We start from the raw sequence: 14,744 nt of genomic DNA, 5'->3' as shown, positions 1-14,744 counted from the left end.
CTGACGCGGCCGATGTGGCACGCCGTCTTCCTTCGCGCCCGCGAACTGGTCGGGTCCGCGCCGGCGCGACCGCGGTAGAATGATCGACGATCGACGACGAGGTGACCCATGAATCCGGAAAGGATCGACGTGCGCCAGGCGCACGAATTGATGGACAAGGAGAAGGACGCCGTCTATCTCGACGTCCGCACCGAGGACGAGTTCGCCGAGGGGCACCCCGCGGGGGCGATCAACGTCCCGATCGGCACTCCCAACCCCGCGATGCAGCGGATCGACCCGAACCCCGACTTCCTGGACGTCGTGCGCGCCGCGGTGCCCGAGCACGTGCCACTCATCGTCGGATGCAAGACCGGCCCGCGCGCCGAGCTGGCCGCCAACCTCCTGTCCCAGAGCGGCTACCCGAAAGTCCGCTGGGTGCTCGGCGGCTTCCATGGAATGACCGACGCCCTGGGAAACATCGTCGCCCCCGGCTGGCGGCATCTCGGCTTCCCCGAGGGTCGCGGGCCCCGGGCGGACGCTTCGTACGGCGCGCTCAGGAAGAAGGCCGGCAAGACCTGAGGGGCGCGTGATCCTCGCGGGCGACATCGGGGCGACGAACACACGGCTGGCGCTGTTCGACGGCACACCCGAACGATCCTACCCGATCGCCGAGCAGATCTACGCCAGCCACGATTATCCCGGTCTCGAGGCGATCGCTTCGCAGTTCGTCCGGGGGGCGAACGCCTCGATCACCAGCGCCTGCTTCGGAGTGGCCGGTCCCGTCAAGGACGGGCGCTCCTCGACCACCAACCTGGCGTGGATCGTCGACTCCCGCGATCTGGCGCGGGATCTGCGCCTGTCCTTCGTGGCGCTCCTGAACGATCTGGAGGCGAGCGCTCACGGTCTTCCCTGGCTGCGCCCCGACGAGATCGTCGTCCTGCAGGAGGGGGCTCCCGACGCGGCCGGTCACAGGGCGCTCATCGCGGCCGGCACCGGTCTCGGCGAGGCCGGGCTCTACTGGGACGGCCGGCGCCACCGTCCCTTCGCGACAGAAGGGGAACACGCGAGCTTCGCCCCGTCTGACGAGATCGAGATCGACCTCCTGCGGCACCTCATCCGGCGCTACGAGCAGGTGAGCTGGGAGCGGGTCCTCTCGGGCCCCGGGCTCGTCAACATCTACTCGTTCCTGCGCGACTCGGGGCGGGGGGAGGAGCCGTCCTGGCTTGCGGATGAGATCTCGTCGGGCGAGCCGGCCGCGGTCATCTCGACCGTGGCGCTCGCCGGACGCTCGCGCCTCTGCTCGGACGCCCTCGATCTGTTCGTGACGCTCTACGGCGCCGAAACCGGCAATCTCGCCTTGAAGGTCATGGCGACCGGCGGCGTGTACGTCGGCGGCGGCATCGCCCCCAAGATCCTGACGAGGCTGCGCGGCCCGGCCTTCGTCAAGGCCTTCGTTGCGAAAGGCCGCATGCGGCCGCTCCTCGAGGCGATGCCGTTACGCGTCGTCCTCAACGATTCCCTCGCGCTGCTCGGAGCGGCGCGTTACGCGGCTTCGGAGGCGCCAGCCGACTGATCGGAGGGCGGTTCAGCCCTTGAGGTGCCCGGCGAGCGCGGCGCGCCAGGCGGCGCGCGCGGGGGGGATCTCGCAGTCGACGACGCGGCCGCCGCCGGCCTTGATGGTCAGGCGGTCGCCGCCGACCTTGCCGAGCAGGCGGATCGGCACCGAGGCCGTGTTCGCCATCTGCTCCAGCCGGGCGCGCGCATCCGGAGGAGCGGAGACGACGACGCGTGTCGGAGCCTCGCCGAACAGGAGCTCGTCGAGACGTCCCGGAGCCTCCAGCGCGAGGTCGGCGCCGACGGCGGAGACGGGCGAGGTGATGCAGCACTCCAGGAGGGCGAAGGCGAGCCCCCCCTCGGCGCAGTCGTGCGCGGAGAGGATCAATCCGGCGTCGCGCGCGGCGCGCAGCAGGTTGTGCAGCCTCTTCTCGCGTCCGAGATCGACCGGGTGCGGGCGGCCCGCCTCGCGGCCGTGCAGGAGCGCCAGGTACTCGCTCCCCGAAAGACTCCCCGCGGCGTCGCCGAGCAGGAACACCCGGTCCCCCTCCTTCTTGAACCACTGGGTGACCGCCCCCTTCACGTCGTCCAGGAACCCGACCATGGCGATGGTGGGCGTGGGGTGGATCCCCTTCCCCTCGGTCTCGTTGTAGAACGACACGTTGCCGCCGACGATCGGCGCCTCGAGCGCGCGGCAGGCGTCGGCGATCCCGTCGATCGCCTGCTCGAACTGCCACATCACCTCCGGCTTCTCCGGGTTGCCGAAGTTCAGGCAGTCGGTCGTGCCGATCGGCACGGCCCCCGAGCAGGCCAGGTTGCGCGCCGCCTCCGCCACCGCCAGACGCGCCCCTTCGGCCGGGTCGAGCCAGCAGTAGCGGGCGTTGCAGTCGACCGTCAGCGCCAGGGCGAACCGGGTCCCCTTCAGCCGGATGACCGCGGCGTCCGACCCTGGCCGGACGACCGTGTTGCTGCGCACCATGTGGTCGTACTCGGTATAGACGTCCTCCCGGCTGCAGAGATTGAGGGAGGTCGAGAGGGCCAGAAGCGCCTTCGTGCCGTCCGAGATGTCGGCCAAAGCGCTGGTCGCCAGGCTCGCGACGGCGTCCTGCCACGACGGCCTGGCGCTCGGACGGCGGTAACGGGGCGCGTCGTCGACCAGGGCCTTTGCGGGAACGTCGGCGACCTGCTTCCCCTTGAACGACACGCGCACCCGGCCGGTGTCGGTGACCCGGCCGACGATCGAGGCGTCGAGGTCCCACTTCTCGAACACCTCGCGCACGCGCCTCTGGCTCTGGGGCGTCGCGACCAGGAGCATCCGCTCCTGCGACTCCGACAGCATGATCTCGTAGGGGGTCATCCCCTCCTCGCGCAGCGGCACCTTGTCGAGATCGATCTCCATGCCGGTTCCGGCGCGCGCCGCCATCTCGACCGTCGAGCAGGTGAGACCGGCCGCCCCCATGTCCTGGATGCCGACGACGACGCCCGGCGACTTCATGACCTCGAGACACGCCTCGAGCAGCTGCTTCTCGGTGAACGGATCCCCCACCTGGACGGTCGGCCGTTTCGACTCCGAGGTGGCGTCGAATTCCGACGACGCCAGGAGCGACGCGCCGTGGATACCGTCGCGCCCCGTCTTCGACCCGACGTAGATCACCGGGTTTCCGGGCCCCGAGGCGGTCCCCTTGTGGATCTTGTCGAGCCGCGCGATCCCGAGGCTGAAGACGTTGACCAGGATGTTGCCGTTGTAGGAGGGATGGAAGTAGATCTCCCCGCCGACGGTCGGCACGCCGATGCTGTTGCCGTACGAGGCGATGCCGGAGACGACGCCCCCGACGAGGTACCGCATGCGCGGCTCCGCGAGCGATCCGAACCGCAGCGAGTTCAGCGAGGCGATGGGACGCGCCCCCATCGTGAAGATGTCGCGCAGAATGCCGCCGACCCCGGTCGCCGCCCCCTGGAACGGCTCGACGTAGGAGGGATGGTTGTGGCTCTCCATCTTGAAGACCGCGGCGATCCCCTCACCGATCTCGACGATCCCGGCGTTCTCGCCGGGCCCCTGCACCAGACGCGGCCCCTCGGTCGGGAGCCGCTTCAGATGGACGCGGCTGCTCTTGTAGGAGCAATGCTCGGACCACATCACGGAGACGATCCCGAGCTCCGTGTAGGTCGGCGGCCGGCCGAGGGCCTTGACCGCCAGGTCGTATTCCTCGGCGGTCATGCCGTGCTGCAGGGCCAGCTCGCGTGTGACTTGAGGCTCCATCTCACCCCTTGTTCGAGCCGAACAGCTTGGCGTCGCGGTCCGCCCGCGCCTTCTTCTCGGCCTTGTCGATGCAGCAGTTCTTGAACTTCTCGCCGCTCTTGCAGGGACACGGATCGTTCCGGCCCACGTTCGAGTAGTCGACGCGCGGTCCGCCCTGGATCAGCTTCTTCAGAGCCTTCAGCACCATGTCTCCCTCCTGGCCCGGCCGCCGCGGCCCTAGATCCGGTTGCGGCGCGCCAGCTCCCAGGCGTAGACGATCGAATCGAAGATGCGCCGTCCCTGGGCGTTCCCCAGGACGTCCTCGGCGCAGCGATCGGGATGGGGCATCATCCCGAGCACGTTCCCCCTGGCATTGCAGATCCCCGCGATGGCGCGCAGGGACCCGTTCGGGTTGGAGCCCGCCGTCACCTGCCCGCCCTCGTCGCAGTAGCGGAACACCACCTGCCGCTTCTCCTCCAGCTCCTTCAGGACCTCCTCCGGCGCGAAGTAGCACCCCTCGCCGTGGCCCACCGGGATCCTGAGGATCGTCCCCTGCTTGATGCGCGAGGTGTAGGCGGTGTCCTGGCGCTCGACCCGCAGATGCACGTCCCGGCAGATGTATTTCAGGCCGGCGTTGCGCATCAGCGCCCCCGGCAGGAGACCGGCCTCGGTCAGCACCTGGAAACCGTTGCAGATGCCGAACACGAGCCCGCCGCGCCCGGCGAACGCCTCCACCGCCTTCATGATCGGCGAGAACCGCGCGATGGCACCGGTCCTGAGATAATCGCCGTGGGCGAACCCGCCCGGCAGCACGACGCAGTCCACGCCAGCGAAGGTGGTGTCCTTGTGCCACAGGAAGGCCGCCTCGTGGCCGAGGACGTGCTTGGCCACGTGGTACACATCGTGGTCGCAATTGGAGCCCGGGAAGACGACGATGCCGAACTTCACCCGGTCCCCTCACTCCTCATAGATTTCGAAGCGATAGTCCTCGATCACGGTGTTCGCAAGGAGCTTTTCGCACATCAGTTTGAGGCGCTGCTCCGCCTCCCGGCGCGGCAGCCCTCCGAGCGTGACGTCCATGTACTTGCCGACCCGCACGTCGGTGACTTCCCGGTATCCCAGCTGGTGCAGCGACGCGCAGACCGTCTTGCCCTGGGGATCGAGCACGCCCCGCTTGAGGGTGACGAAGACGCGAGCCTTCAAGAAGTGGCCTCCGGGCTGCGGAATCCATTCGAAGAATATCACAACGCGCGCGGCGGCGCGGCATCAGCGTCGGCTTCGTGCTGAATACCAGCCCAACACTCGAATCGAGTGGACGAGACCCCTCGGGACCGCCGGGCTCATTGCATCGCCTCCAGGTAGGGCAGGACGATGCGCTCCACGCGGCAGAGCCGCGCCGCGCGCAGGACCGCGGCCGGCGTCAGCTTCCGCGTGGCGAGGCCGGTGCGCAGCGCCTCGAGCGCGACATCGATGCCGAGGCGGTTGCGGAACCGGAAACAGTCGGCCACCGTCTTCGCCGGCTCATAGACCCGCAGACGAATGCCGTCCCGGCCGTGGCTCTCGATGCCCGAAGTGAACATCGCGCCGGAGAACCAGTAGACGCGTAGCGGCGGCCAGTCGAGACGCGGGCGCGAGGTCCCCTGCGGAAGGGCGATGCTCACTTCGTGGGGGATTTCGGTCGTGAGCCCCTGATAATGCAGCGCCGATACGAGGGCGATCACGGCCTTCGGGATGCGCGCGGTGACCGTGAAGAGATCCGGGTCGGCGAGCGGCGGCAGATCGGCCAGGCGGTGGATCCCGCGGCTGACGCGTTCGAGGACACCGGCGTCGCGAAGGGCATACAGATCGCGAGGATGGACGCCGGCGCGGAGGGCCTCCGTCGTGCGGAGGACGCCTCCGGCGCGACGGAAGACACCGCGTACTCTCGTGTGCTGCTGGCGCTCACGCATGACGGATAACATCTACATTACTTACTGATAAGTGTCACGCTTATTATCCTGCGATGCTCCCCAAACCCACGAGAAATCTCGGGCGGGGCGCGCGGGGGGAGTCCGACCGGTGAGGCCGCGGGGGCCGGCCGGGGACACGGGACGTCGCGGCGGCTGCTCAACGATGCGTGATCACTCCCCTTCCACAAGGGCCATGAGCTTCGTCATCGTGGAAATATTCCGGGCGGTGCCCGAACGACCGAGCGCGCGGTCGACCGCCGACCAGAGGCGGCTGTCCGCGACGCCTCGCGCGCACCAGAGGTAGGCGGCGCGCCGGCCGATCGCCAGCCTCTCCGGCGCCCATCGCTCCTCGAGAAGCGGCCTCAGCCGCTCGCGATCCGACGGCTTCGCCGGCACGATGACGAGCAGCCATGACGGATTGACCGCGACGCCGGCCAGGGGATTGTCCTGCACCGCGGCGGCCACTTCCCTCCTGGACAGCACGATCACGCGCGAGTCGAGACCCAGTCGTGCGGCGAGCGCCTTCTCGATGCGGCCGCGCACGTCGCCCCGCCTGTTGTCCGGCACCGAGAAGACGACGTTGCCGCTGTTGAGCACCGTGCGCACATCACGGAATCCGAGACGCTCGAACAGGACCCGGAGGTCCGCCATCGCCACGCGGGTCGACTTTCCAGCGTTGTTGACGCCGCGCAGGAGCGCAACGTGTCTCGATGTCATCGGGCGTGCCGGGCTACGATGCTTTGCGGCGCTGTTGTCGGGCGATGATTGTCAGCGCCCGGAGCGCCTGGTTGACGGAGCGGGAGTCTCGGAAGACCTTGGCTACGTCCGGCTCCAAGACGACGATGTTAGTGCCGGCCGCATAACGCCGGGCATATTTCCCCCGAACGCCCCGCGAAGAGTCATACTCCTTGCGTACCGCTCGTTCCTCGTCCGTGAATCCGCTTTGCGTGCCCTTCTTTGGGCTCATAGAAGCCTCCCCCGCCGTCAGGTGCAGCGGATTGTCAGCCACCCACCCGGTGAACCTGCCCAGGCTTCACGCTCGGGAGTGCGAGGCGCAGTTCAGGGAGCAGACGTAGCAGGAACTCGATCTTGTTCCGGCGGGCGACAAGCACCACCAGAGCGATCGCGAATTTGGAAACGGCCTGCTGATAGCTGATGCGCTGGTCGGTGGTCAGAAAAACGTCGAACTTGCCTTCAGCCAGAGCCAGGAGAGCTCCGTTCTCCTGCGACGCCCAGCCCATCTCCGGAACCGTCCGAACCTCGTGCCCGACGAGCTCCTGGCCCAGCCGGGCCGGAACACACTCGTCAAGCAGAATTCGCATGCGCCAGCACCGACTCCTTGGCCAGCTCGAGAACAGCCACCGCGTGCTCACGACTGACCGTGGGGAAGTCCTTGAGAAAGCTATCGAGCGTATCGCCTTCCTCGAGATAGTCGAGGAGGGTCTGGACGGGCACCCGAGTGCCGGCGAAGACCACCGCCCCGCTCATCACCGCGTCGGACCGCGTGATCAGGGGCTTCGGAAGGGTCATGTCTGCCTCACTGTCAGAATGGGCACAGTATAGCGAAATGGCTTCTTGTGTGTCTAACGCTCCGCGCGCCGCCAGATGTTAAGCGTCTCGTCGACTTTGCCAGATTTCTGGATCGCGATGGCCGTGAATGCAGGCCAGCACAACGATGTCCTGACCGCCTCAGCGGCGGGCGTAAGGCGGAGAGTCACTTCTTGCGCGCCAGCGAGTCGCGGACCTGCGACCAGGGCCGCGCCGCCTGCGGATCCTTCAAGTGGTCAGCGAGGCGACGATCGAGCTCCTTGCGTTGAGCCTCGGTCACGGGGAGCGACTCGGGATGTTGAGCGATGCTATCCCATACGGCTTCAACGAGTTGAATGCGCTCCTCGACGCTCACACTGAGAATCTCTTCAAGCTGGGTTGGACTCATGGTTAAAAGTTTACGCCGGTACCCGTCCCGATGCAATCTGTACGCATAACGCTCAACATCAGCCGCGGCGTGAAGCGCCTTCGGCTGCATGCCGTTGTCGGGCGGCATGATGACGATCAGTGACCCAACGACCTCCTGAGACGAGCCTCCTGTTCGGCGCGGTATTCGGCGATTCGACTCCGGTCGGCTTCGGCGAGCGCGCGCCTGAGAGCAGCGGCTTCGAGATCGCGGCAGTAAGCCGGCGTTCCGGGCTGCTGGCGCCAGGAGTCGTCCAAAGCTCCACCGTCGACAGGGTCGAAGCCAAGATCGTCGACGAGGCGGAGCACTCCTGCCCTGGCGCCCGGCGAATCGCCGTAGACGGAGAGAGCAATCCGCCCGGTCGCTCCCCTCGAAACTCCCTTCTCGAGAAGGCTCCTGGCGAAGATGTTGTTGAACGCCTTGATCACGGGATGCCCGATCTGCTGCGCGACCCACTGGCTGTCAGGCATGCCCCGGTCTATCGCATCGACGCGGCCATCGCGAAGCTCGGGATGATAGTTGCCGATATCGATGACGACGACGCTGCCCGGCACGCCGGCAAACAGCCCCCGCGGAAGATCGGCGACGGCCTTCGTCGGGATCGCAAGGATGACGACTTCTGCGGCTTGGGCGGCGTCGACAACGGAAGCGGGCGTCGCGCCGAGCTCGGCCGCCAACGCGGTCAGGCTCTCAGGTCCTCTCGAGCTCGCAATCGAGACGCGATGGCCGAGCCTGGCGAGGTGGCGACCAAGTATTCCTCCCATGCTTCCAGCGCCTATGACTCCGATTCTCACGTCGACTCTCCTTGCGTGATCGTGACAGGCCCGCGCGCCGAGTCCTCGCGATCCTCACGTCTTCGTCTCTTCATATTGTGTTCTCTCGCGCCTCGTCGCTCGTGGCGCGCTGATGAGCTGGATGCGCTCTTTGCGCTCCGTGTGGACAAGCACCAGGATGTGCCCCCGATCGGACGTTGGGCCAGCCGCGATGTTGATGATGGAAGGCGTCGAGCATCCTCCAGGTTGTCCAGCCAACCCATCGCCTCCACGGAGTGGGAGGCGGAGGAGCATCGAACGTAATGAAAAGGGGACCACCAAACCCTGTCGGGCGGCGCGCCGACGTGTGCCGGCGCGCGGTTGACAGGCCCGCCACCGGGAGACGGGCCACCGAATACAGGCGTCGGCCAGGAGTGGCAGACGGCGCAGGCGTGAATGGAGCGATGACCAGTTGCGGGCTCGATGCGCCACCATGCTGACCGACATTCAAGGTATATCCCGTCGTAGGATGGAAGCATACTCACACGGCTCGCCTGGCCTGCTTTCTCTTTCCTCTGTGTACGACGATATTGATATAATGTAAGTTGTTGACTGGCTGAGTCTTGTGGATTTCATTTCTGTCCACTTAGATAAGGCTGTCTCCGGACCTATTAACATAGAGAGGCGTCTATGGAAGGAACGCGTGTTGAACGCACACTCCTACACAGGGCCTTTGGTGTCTTCAGGTACTCTGAGGAGCTGGACAAGAATGGAGTTTCGAGCCCATCAGAGCAGATCACAGCGATTGGCTTGTTCATAGAGAAGGTCCTGGCCCACGCTAGGTCGTTGCCTCCTCTCACTGACGAGCGACGAGTCACCGAGTGGATGCAAAGTGCAATCGCTAGCTTCGTTGCCAATTCTCGGGTTACACCCATCAAACCAGAGACGCTGCAGTCCCTTCTGCTACGGACTACCCCTCTGGTGGTTTGGGATCCTTACGAGGACTTTGCAGAGCTGTTGAACATCAAGTGCGGAGTGACTGCCTACTCCTTGGCTGCACAACACCTCAGGCGGCGCGGATTCACTGTGGACCTCTCTGCGTTGCACGGTTTGGCCGATCACTTCCTCAACGCTCGTTTGCCCGCGGCCGTTCGCAGCTTTGACCCTGTTCGCGGGTTCGGTCACGAAGTCGGGTGGCTTTCCAGAGTCTTCTATCGCTTTGCTCTCAACGTCATTGTTTCCGATGAGATCAATCGAAATCACATCGAAGCTCTCGGCCTCGAAAGACCAGTCCGTGCAACACCCGAGGACGCTCTCGTCGATAGCTCGCGTGCGGAGCTCTTGGAATCATTGCCCGAGGCGATCGAGAGTCTTGACCCAGGTCCGCGTCAAGCCCTGGAGCTTTATTTCGGTGTCGGACAAAGGGAGCACACTCTGGGTGAAGTCGCCAGGTCCCTTCACGTGAGTGAGTTTCGCGCCCGCGGACTTGTCATTCGGGCGCTCCAGGAATTGACGGTCGGTCTCGGCGTGCAAGGACTGCTCGAGAGCACTGAGTATGAACTCCTGCGCCTGGCCTTTGGCGAGGGGGTGCCCGTAGGGGCGGCAGCCAATAAGCTCGGAATCAGCCAGAAGGAAGCACGAGGGCTGATGAGACGTATCGGGTCCAAGTTCGAACAAAGCCTGCGACCCCGTACTGTCGTCCCTCCGCACGTTCGACAAGGAACAGATCCTTTGGAGGTTGACATGGTTAAGAACTTGAGGCCCGACAGCATCTCGATTCTGGAGTCAATCAAGCGTCTACGTGATGAACCGGTACTGCGGCGCGATCCATTAACCAGGAGGCTCCACGTAGAGCTTCCATCTGGTCGTGTGCCGCTCAGTCGAGTACGTGCGATCGTCACCGACCCTGATGTGTACCCGATCCTGGAGGCGGAGGGTGTGTCACTTGACTGGGTGGCGATTCCTGAGGATGAGAGAGCCGACTTGCCGGAGGACGCACCTGAAATTGATCAGGCGGTCCAAGAGCTCAGCTCGCGTGCGTGGGTTATTGCCGAGGCTCTCTACCACCATTGGCAAGAAGCGGCTGATGAACAGCACATCGATCTGCTCAACGAACGAAAAGAACACACGGTTGAACGCATCCGAAGGTCCCTCGCTGGAGCAACCCATATCATTGAGAGTCAGCTTCCGCGGGCTCTTCGTAGGAATGGAATGGCAATCTTCGAGATCGACAGCGAGCGCGGCCTGGGCAAGTGGGAAGGAGACCCCGCAGGCGTCTCGTTCGATATCCGTATCCTCGTTGCAGACCGCGCGGTGGCACTTGGAGAGATTCAATCCGATCATGCCGAGCTCCTCGGAGCCGTATTCCTTGAAGAGCTCGTTGCTGAAGGCGTGACGTTTCCAGGCTTCCACCCGGAGGAGCACTCCACTCCCAAGACAATTCGACTTCGATGGATCAGTCCCACTCTGGAGGCGGAGCTTTCCGAGGCGACTCGCTCTCGCTAGCCTACCTTGAATTGAAGGCATGGCTGGTTTGCCTTTCGCACGAAACGCGACCCGTTCCAGATGTATCGCCAGGTGGACCACAACGCCACCGATCCATCGACGACAACACGATGAACGAGGAATCCGTTCTTTCCCTGAGCAGCCGGCCCCTGGAAGGTCGAGGCCGACCGCAACTCGTGCACTTCGGCGTGCGGAAGGCTCTGGTCACGACGCGTAAAGAGCTGGAAATCAAAGTCGTGCGTATGTCCGGTGAGCACAGCGCCAATGCTGTGGTCCCACGCAAAGGTAATAAGGTCAGCCCTCGATTGCGAGTCAAGTTCTGTGGCGTGCGTTAGCTTCGAGCCGACGTACGACAATGAGTGATGGATGACCATTGCCCGGACACGAATGCATCCTGCTGGAGGCGCCTTCCGATCACTTTCATCGACGAGCGCTTCGAGCTGCTGCATCTCCTGAGACGACACTCTCCCCTTTGCCCGAAGATTCGAAAGCTGATTCTGCAGACCGGAGTTTGAATCCACGCCGTAAAGCTCCAGCTCGAGTGTCCCTCCCGGGCTCCGCCACACCTTTCTCCACGGACAGGGACGGAACTGCAGTGGAAACACGCGCGGATTGTATGCAGGTGGTGGCCGTCTCCTCCCGTCCCAGTGATCGTGATTCCCCGGTATGCAGGCCACCCTCTCGCTTTCCGCCCCAAGACCGACCAGATACAAATGTGGGCTCTTGCCTGCCCAAACAATCCCGGGAAGCTCTCTCCCGAGACACCATCGCGATCTGACGTATGAGTGGGCAACTCCGTACTCCTTCGGAGTGCCCGATGTGGTGAGATCGCCACTAATGATGATGCGGTACTCCTCTTGATCTTCGAGATGCAGGTGGGCTCTGACATCCTCGGTGGCTGTCATCAGTGCTTGACAGAGCATGGATTCATGCGCCGCGAAGCCCCGGAGTGGCCGAAATGGAAATTGATTGTTCAGGAGAACCTCACCGAAGTGGAGGTCCGAGAGATGCAGCAGCACTGCCTGATCGGCCATTCCCCCCTCCCCCGGCATGCCTGGTCCACCCTCTCAGATGGCCAACCGCGCCGGGCACCCTGGACACTGCGAATGGCGGCTCGGTTGGCCTCGTCTAGCCTGAACCGAGATAGAGAAACCCAGCCACACACACCTCGGAAGGGTACAGACGTACACAATTTCCCCTCTCTGTACCCTCAAACGGCTGTCCGGTCAATAGAGGTCCGTACCTCAATTTGCGGAGAGGGTAGACCCTGCGACTCGTAGTGAAGAGAATCCCTGTCACACTCGAGGCTGTGCCAACCCAGCGTGACGACCTCGAGCCGCTCGCCGCCCATGGACTTCACGGGATACCGGAAGATCACCTCCACGTGTCCGATTTCTGTGGGCATGCTCGTTACAACGACCTCCTGAGACGAGCCTCCTGTTCGGCGCGGCATTCGGCGATTCGGCTCCGGTCGGCTTCGGCGAGCGCGCGACGGAGAGCAGCGGCTTCGAGATCGCGGCAGTACGGGGATGCCCGATCTGCTGCGCGACCCACTGGCTGTCAGGCATGCCCCGGTCTATCGCATCGATGTGGCCATCGCGAAGCTCGGGATGATAGTTGCCGATATCGATGACGACGACGCTGCCCGGCACGCCGGCAAACAGCCCCCGCGGAAGATCGGTGACAGCCTTCGTCGGGATCGCAAGGATGACGACTTCTGCGCCTTTGGCGGCGCCGACAACGGAAGCGGGCGTCGCGCCGAGCTCGGCCGCCAACGCGGTCAGGCTCTCAGGTCCTCTCGAGCTCGGAATCGAGACGTGATGGCCGAGCCTGGCGAGGTGGCGCGCAAGTATCCCTCCCATGCTTCCAGCGCCTATGACGCCGATTCTCACGTCGACTCCCCTTTCGTGATCGTGACAGGCCCGCGTCTCGCGATCCCCAGGTGCCTGACGCTCCGGCGGGCTGTCATGTGGCGCAACTCTATTGGGTAGCCTGCCGGTTCCCCTTTACGGTCTGTTCAAGCGGTCCCTAATTGGCTCGTATCACAAGTTGAGCACCAAGCATCTTCTGGCTTAGCTCGACGACACTGCCTTCCTGTACAACAATCGAGGGAATGACTTCATGTTCCGCGACACCATTCTCCGGCTCATCAAGGCCAATTCGGTTAGTTATCAAAAGCTCATTGCCTGATTTCACTCTCTCTGGTTAGGCACTTCTCTCTTACAGCCTTTAGCGCCGCAACAGTCCTGGCGATTATTTCCATTGTTGTTGGTTGAGATAGACAGGCATCAAGGGCCATGGTCTCGAATTGCAACTCCTTGGCCTTGTCTCTCAAGACAATGATGTTGGGTAGGCGGTCATCCGAAAAGGACTTGACAATTTGCGGCTCAGTGAGCGGCGGGCTTTCCCTCAACTCTTGAGTCCGCATAATATCCGCAATGCTTCTTCTGCGCTCAATTGTTGGCGCGGGTTTCGCGTTGAGCCTATGGACCAATTTGCCGACGTCCTCTACCTCGACTTCTATTTGTCTGGCCAATAGCCGAAACGGCTCTGCCGCAACATCCTTGGCGTTCCACTGTTGCATGCTCGCATGCCATTCGATAGCTTCAGCATGGTCCGCACAGCGCTTATCTGCGTAAGCGGCATACTCGTTCAACTCATTGCGCTCCTTTTTCAGCAAGTCTAGTTCACTGACGATGGCACCCTCGACAACCCTATTGGTTCTTCGCTGAATTGGTGAAGCAAACTGAAAACGACTTCTTCTCCATAATTTCTTGACCCACAGAACTATGGGTCGCACAAGCAGGAGTAACCCGATACAGAAGCCAACGTAGGCGATATCAATTACCCACGGCGTGTCCTTCCAGATGAAGTAGGCCGCGCCTGAGATCAACTCGACTCCCAACCCGATTCCGGCCGTGCCTCGATGATCTTCCATACGCTCAGGCTACGCCACTTTGCATCAAGTCTACAATCCCGGAACTCTCTTCGAGAAGTTGTGATGCGAGGCGACGATCACGGTGATGCTCAAACCATAAGAGGTGCTTCGCAGAGTTGCATCACAAGACACAGTCTTAGCTCACGTATCTATCGGAGCAAGTGGTCCTGACGAAGTTGCTGGCAGTGCACAGGCGCCGCCTTCTACAACCCTGAAGCGCGTATCGGCGCGATCTGCTATCGTTCCTGGTATAGATCCAGGATGCGCTCGATGACAGCCACCTGACCTCCCCGAACGAGGACCCCCAGCTCGAGGTTGCGACCCGCGAGGCCTGCCCCTGTGATGTTTGCGCTCCCGATATATGCGGCCTGTCCATCAACGACCATCACTTTGAGATGCGAGAATGGAGCGTTTCGCAGCGCTCGAACCAAGCGTAATCTCGCAGGGTCTCCGTTTTCTGCGACGGTCTCCTTCAGTCTCCTGAACGCCGCTCGTGCCGGATCGCTCGACACCGGATCCAATAGATCGACAAGGACCCCTCGGCTGGTTGCGGCCGTAATCGAGTCCGCCAAGAAACCGATCCCGGGTTCGTCCACGTACGGGGCTACCAATCGAATCCGCTGCCGCGCTGTCGAGGTCAGTCCAATCATCGTCTCGCCGGTTGTCCGACGAAGTCCCTGAGGGAGAGTACCCCCTTTTGCTGGAAGACTTGCGACCACCTCCCAAGTTTCCTCAATTCGAGTGGACCGTCGACCCAAGACCCAGGCCGCGCCGCTTGCACACGCAATTTCGATCGCGCGCCGATCAGCTGGAAGCTTGCGCTTCAGCGATTCGACCAGTACCGGCTCAAACCCAGTGGCGCGAGCTCGTGCCG

At 63.5% G+C, this 14,744-nt stretch carries 18 protein-coding genes; 3 read left to right on the top strand and 15 right to left on the bottom strand.

The annotated features are described in order from the left end of the window. Positions 1–108 precede the first annotated feature (108 nt). Positions 109–558, top strand: a complete 450-nt coding sequence (locus VEW47_02455; protein HYS04030.1) for a rhodanese-like domain-containing protein — start codon at positions 109–111, stop codon at positions 556–558. Positions 559–565: 7 nt separating this feature from the next. Beyond that, positions 566–1,552, top strand: a complete 987-nt coding sequence (gene glk / locus VEW47_02450; GenBank protein HYS04029.1) for a glucokinase — start codon at positions 566–568, stop codon at positions 1,550–1,552. A 12-nt stretch (positions 1,553–1,564) separates the two neighbouring features. On the opposite strand, the gene purL is transcribed toward glk, so the two are convergent. From purL to VEW47_02395, 11 genes are all read right to left on the bottom strand, one after another. Then, entirely contained in the window at positions 1,565–3,793 is a 2,229-nt protein-coding gene (purL, locus tag VEW47_02445; protein ID HYS04028.1) for a phosphoribosylformylglycinamidine synthase subunit PurL, read from the bottom strand. A 1-nt stretch (position 3,794) separates the two neighbouring features. Further along, complete coding sequence (locus VEW47_02440; GenBank protein ID HYS04027.1) at positions 3,795–3,980, bottom strand: SEC-C metal-binding domain-containing protein; 186 nt, start codon at positions 3,978–3,980, stop codon at positions 3,795–3,797. 29 nt (positions 3,981–4,009) lie between these two features. Then, positions 4,010–4,720 (bottom strand): phosphoribosylformylglycinamidine synthase subunit PurQ, encoded by a 711-nt coding sequence (gene purQ, locus VEW47_02435; GenBank protein HYS04026.1) that lies wholly within the window; start codon positions 4,718–4,720, stop codon positions 4,010–4,012. Between the two features lie 9 nt (positions 4,721–4,729). After that, positions 4,730–4,975, bottom strand: a complete 246-nt coding sequence (purS, locus tag VEW47_02430; protein HYS04025.1) for a phosphoribosylformylglycinamidine synthase subunit PurS — start codon at positions 4,973–4,975, stop codon at positions 4,730–4,732. A gap of 137 nt (positions 4,976–5,112) precedes the next feature. Further along, positions 5,113–5,721 (bottom strand): type IV toxin-antitoxin system AbiEi family antitoxin domain-containing protein, encoded by a 609-nt coding sequence (locus VEW47_02425; GenBank protein HYS04024.1) that lies wholly within the window; start codon positions 5,719–5,721, stop codon positions 5,113–5,115. Between the two features lie 171 nt (positions 5,722–5,892). After that, the gene (locus VEW47_02420; GenBank protein HYS04023.1) at positions 5,893–6,438 is read right to left on the bottom strand and encodes a DUF1697 domain-containing protein; all 546 of its coding nucleotides are present in this window, start codon (positions 6,436–6,438) and stop codon (positions 5,893–5,895) included. Between the two features lie 13 nt (positions 6,439–6,451). Beyond that, positions 6,452–6,688, bottom strand: a complete 237-nt coding sequence (locus VEW47_02415; GenBank protein HYS04022.1) for a hypothetical protein — start codon at positions 6,686–6,688, stop codon at positions 6,452–6,454. Between the two features lie 34 nt (positions 6,689–6,722). Continuing rightward, the gene (locus VEW47_02410) at positions 6,723–7,043 is read right to left on the bottom strand and encodes a DUF5615 family PIN-like protein (GenBank protein ID HYS04021.1); all 321 of its coding nucleotides are present in this window, start codon (positions 7,041–7,043) and stop codon (positions 6,723–6,725) included. Continuing rightward, positions 7,027–7,251, bottom strand: a complete 225-nt coding sequence (locus VEW47_02405) for a DUF433 domain-containing protein (protein HYS04020.1) — start codon at positions 7,249–7,251, stop codon at positions 7,027–7,029. Before VEW47_02405 ends, VEW47_02410 begins: the two co-directional genes overlap by 17 nt. A 184-nt stretch (positions 7,252–7,435) precedes the next feature. Further along, the gene (locus VEW47_02400; GenBank protein HYS04019.1) at positions 7,436–7,765 is read right to left on the bottom strand and encodes an addiction module protein; all 330 of its coding nucleotides are present in this window, start codon (positions 7,763–7,765) and stop codon (positions 7,436–7,438) included. Positions 7,766–7,773: 8 nt separating this feature from the next. Further along, positions 7,774–8,469 (bottom strand): NAD(P)-binding domain-containing protein, encoded by a 696-nt coding sequence (locus VEW47_02395; protein ID HYS04018.1) that lies wholly within the window; start codon positions 8,467–8,469, stop codon positions 7,774–7,776. Positions 8,470–9,117: 648 nt separating this feature from the next. On the opposite strand from VEW47_02395, the gene VEW47_02390 reads away from it, so the two are divergent. After that, positions 9,118–10,932 (top strand): sigma factor-like helix-turn-helix DNA-binding protein, encoded by a 1,815-nt coding sequence (locus tag VEW47_02390; protein HYS04017.1) that lies wholly within the window; start codon positions 9,118–9,120, stop codon positions 10,930–10,932. Here VEW47_02390 and VEW47_02385 read toward each other — a convergent pair. The 4 genes from VEW47_02385 to VEW47_02370 all read right to left on the bottom strand — a co-directional run bounded on the left by VEW47_02385 (position 10,929) and on the right by VEW47_02370 (position 14,520). Continuing rightward, complete coding sequence (locus VEW47_02385; protein HYS04016.1) at positions 10,929–11,966, bottom strand: metallophosphoesterase; 1,038 nt, start codon at positions 11,964–11,966, stop codon at positions 10,929–10,931. The genes VEW47_02390 and VEW47_02385 overlap by 4 nt on opposite strands. Positions 11,967–12,227: 261 nt before the next feature. Beyond that, positions 12,228–12,794 carry an NAD(P)-binding domain-containing protein gene (locus VEW47_02380; protein HYS04015.1) on the bottom strand — a complete coding sequence of 189 codons (567 nt, stop codon included), beginning with the start codon at positions 12,792–12,794 and terminating at the stop codon, positions 12,228–12,230. 317 nt (positions 12,795–13,111) lie between these two features. Next, positions 13,112–13,825, bottom strand: a complete 714-nt coding sequence (locus VEW47_02375; protein HYS04014.1) for a hypothetical protein — start codon at positions 13,823–13,825, stop codon at positions 13,112–13,114. Between the two features lie 281 nt (positions 13,826–14,106). Then, positions 14,107–14,520 (bottom strand): phospholipase D-like domain-containing protein, encoded by a 414-nt coding sequence (locus VEW47_02370; protein ID HYS04013.1) that lies wholly within the window; start codon positions 14,518–14,520, stop codon positions 14,107–14,109. Between the last annotated feature and the right edge of the window lie 224 nt (positions 14,521–14,744).

It is taken from the genome of Candidatus Dormiibacterota bacterium (assembly GCA_035635555.1).
Lineage (GTDB): Bacteria > Acidobacteriota > Polarisedimenticolia > Gp22-AA2 > Gp22-AA2 > Gp22-AA3.
The sequence above is the reverse complement of the archived record's forward strand: the minus strand, read 5'-3'. Positions and strand labels throughout refer to the sequence as shown.

Bases quoted from the DNA above. Each gene is read 5' to 3' on its own strand.
- VEW47_02455 (HYS04030.1), top strand. From the start codon at position 109: ATGAATCCGGAAAGGATCGACGTGCGCCAGGCGCACGAATTGATGGAC.
- purL (HYS04028.1), bottom strand. From the start codon at position 3,793: ATGGAGCCTCAAGTCACACGCGAGCTGGCCCTGCAGCACGGCATGACC.
- VEW47_02440 (HYS04027.1), bottom strand. From the start codon at position 3,980: ATGGTGCTGAAGGCTCTGAAGAAGCTGATCCAGGGCGGACCGCGCGTC.
- VEW47_02425 (HYS04024.1), bottom strand. From the start codon at position 5,721: ATGCGTGAGCGCCAGCAGCACACGAGAGTACGCGGTGTCTTCCGTCGC.
- VEW47_02420 (HYS04023.1), bottom strand. From the start codon at position 6,438: ATGACATCGAGACACGTTGCGCTCCTGCGCGGCGTCAACAACGCTGGA.
- VEW47_02415 (HYS04022.1), bottom strand. From the start codon at position 6,688: ATGAGCCCAAAGAAGGGCACGCAAAGCGGATTCACGGACGAGGAACGA.
- VEW47_02410 (HYS04021.1), bottom strand. From the start codon at position 7,043: ATGCGAATTCTGCTTGACGAGTGTGTTCCGGCCCGGCTGGGCCAGGAG.
- VEW47_02405 (HYS04020.1), bottom strand. From the start codon at position 7,251: ATGACCCTTCCGAAGCCCCTGATCACGCGGTCCGACGCGGTGATGAGC.
- VEW47_02400 (HYS04019.1), bottom strand. From the start codon at position 7,765: ATGCCGCCCGACAACGGCATGCAGCCGAAGGCGCTTCACGCCGCGGCT.
- VEW47_02390 (HYS04017.1), top strand. From the start codon at position 9,118: ATGGAAGGAACGCGTGTTGAACGCACACTCCTACACAGGGCCTTTGGT.
- VEW47_02385 (HYS04016.1), bottom strand. From the start codon at position 11,966: ATGGCCGATCAGGCAGTGCTGCTGCATCTCTCGGACCTCCACTTCGGT.
- VEW47_02380 (HYS04015.1), bottom strand. From the start codon at position 12,794: ATGGGAGGGATACTTGCGCGCCACCTCGCCAGGCTCGGCCATCACGTC.
- VEW47_02370 (HYS04013.1), bottom strand. From the start codon at position 14,520: ATGATTGGACTGACCTCGACAGCGCGGCAGCGGATTCGATTGGTAGCC.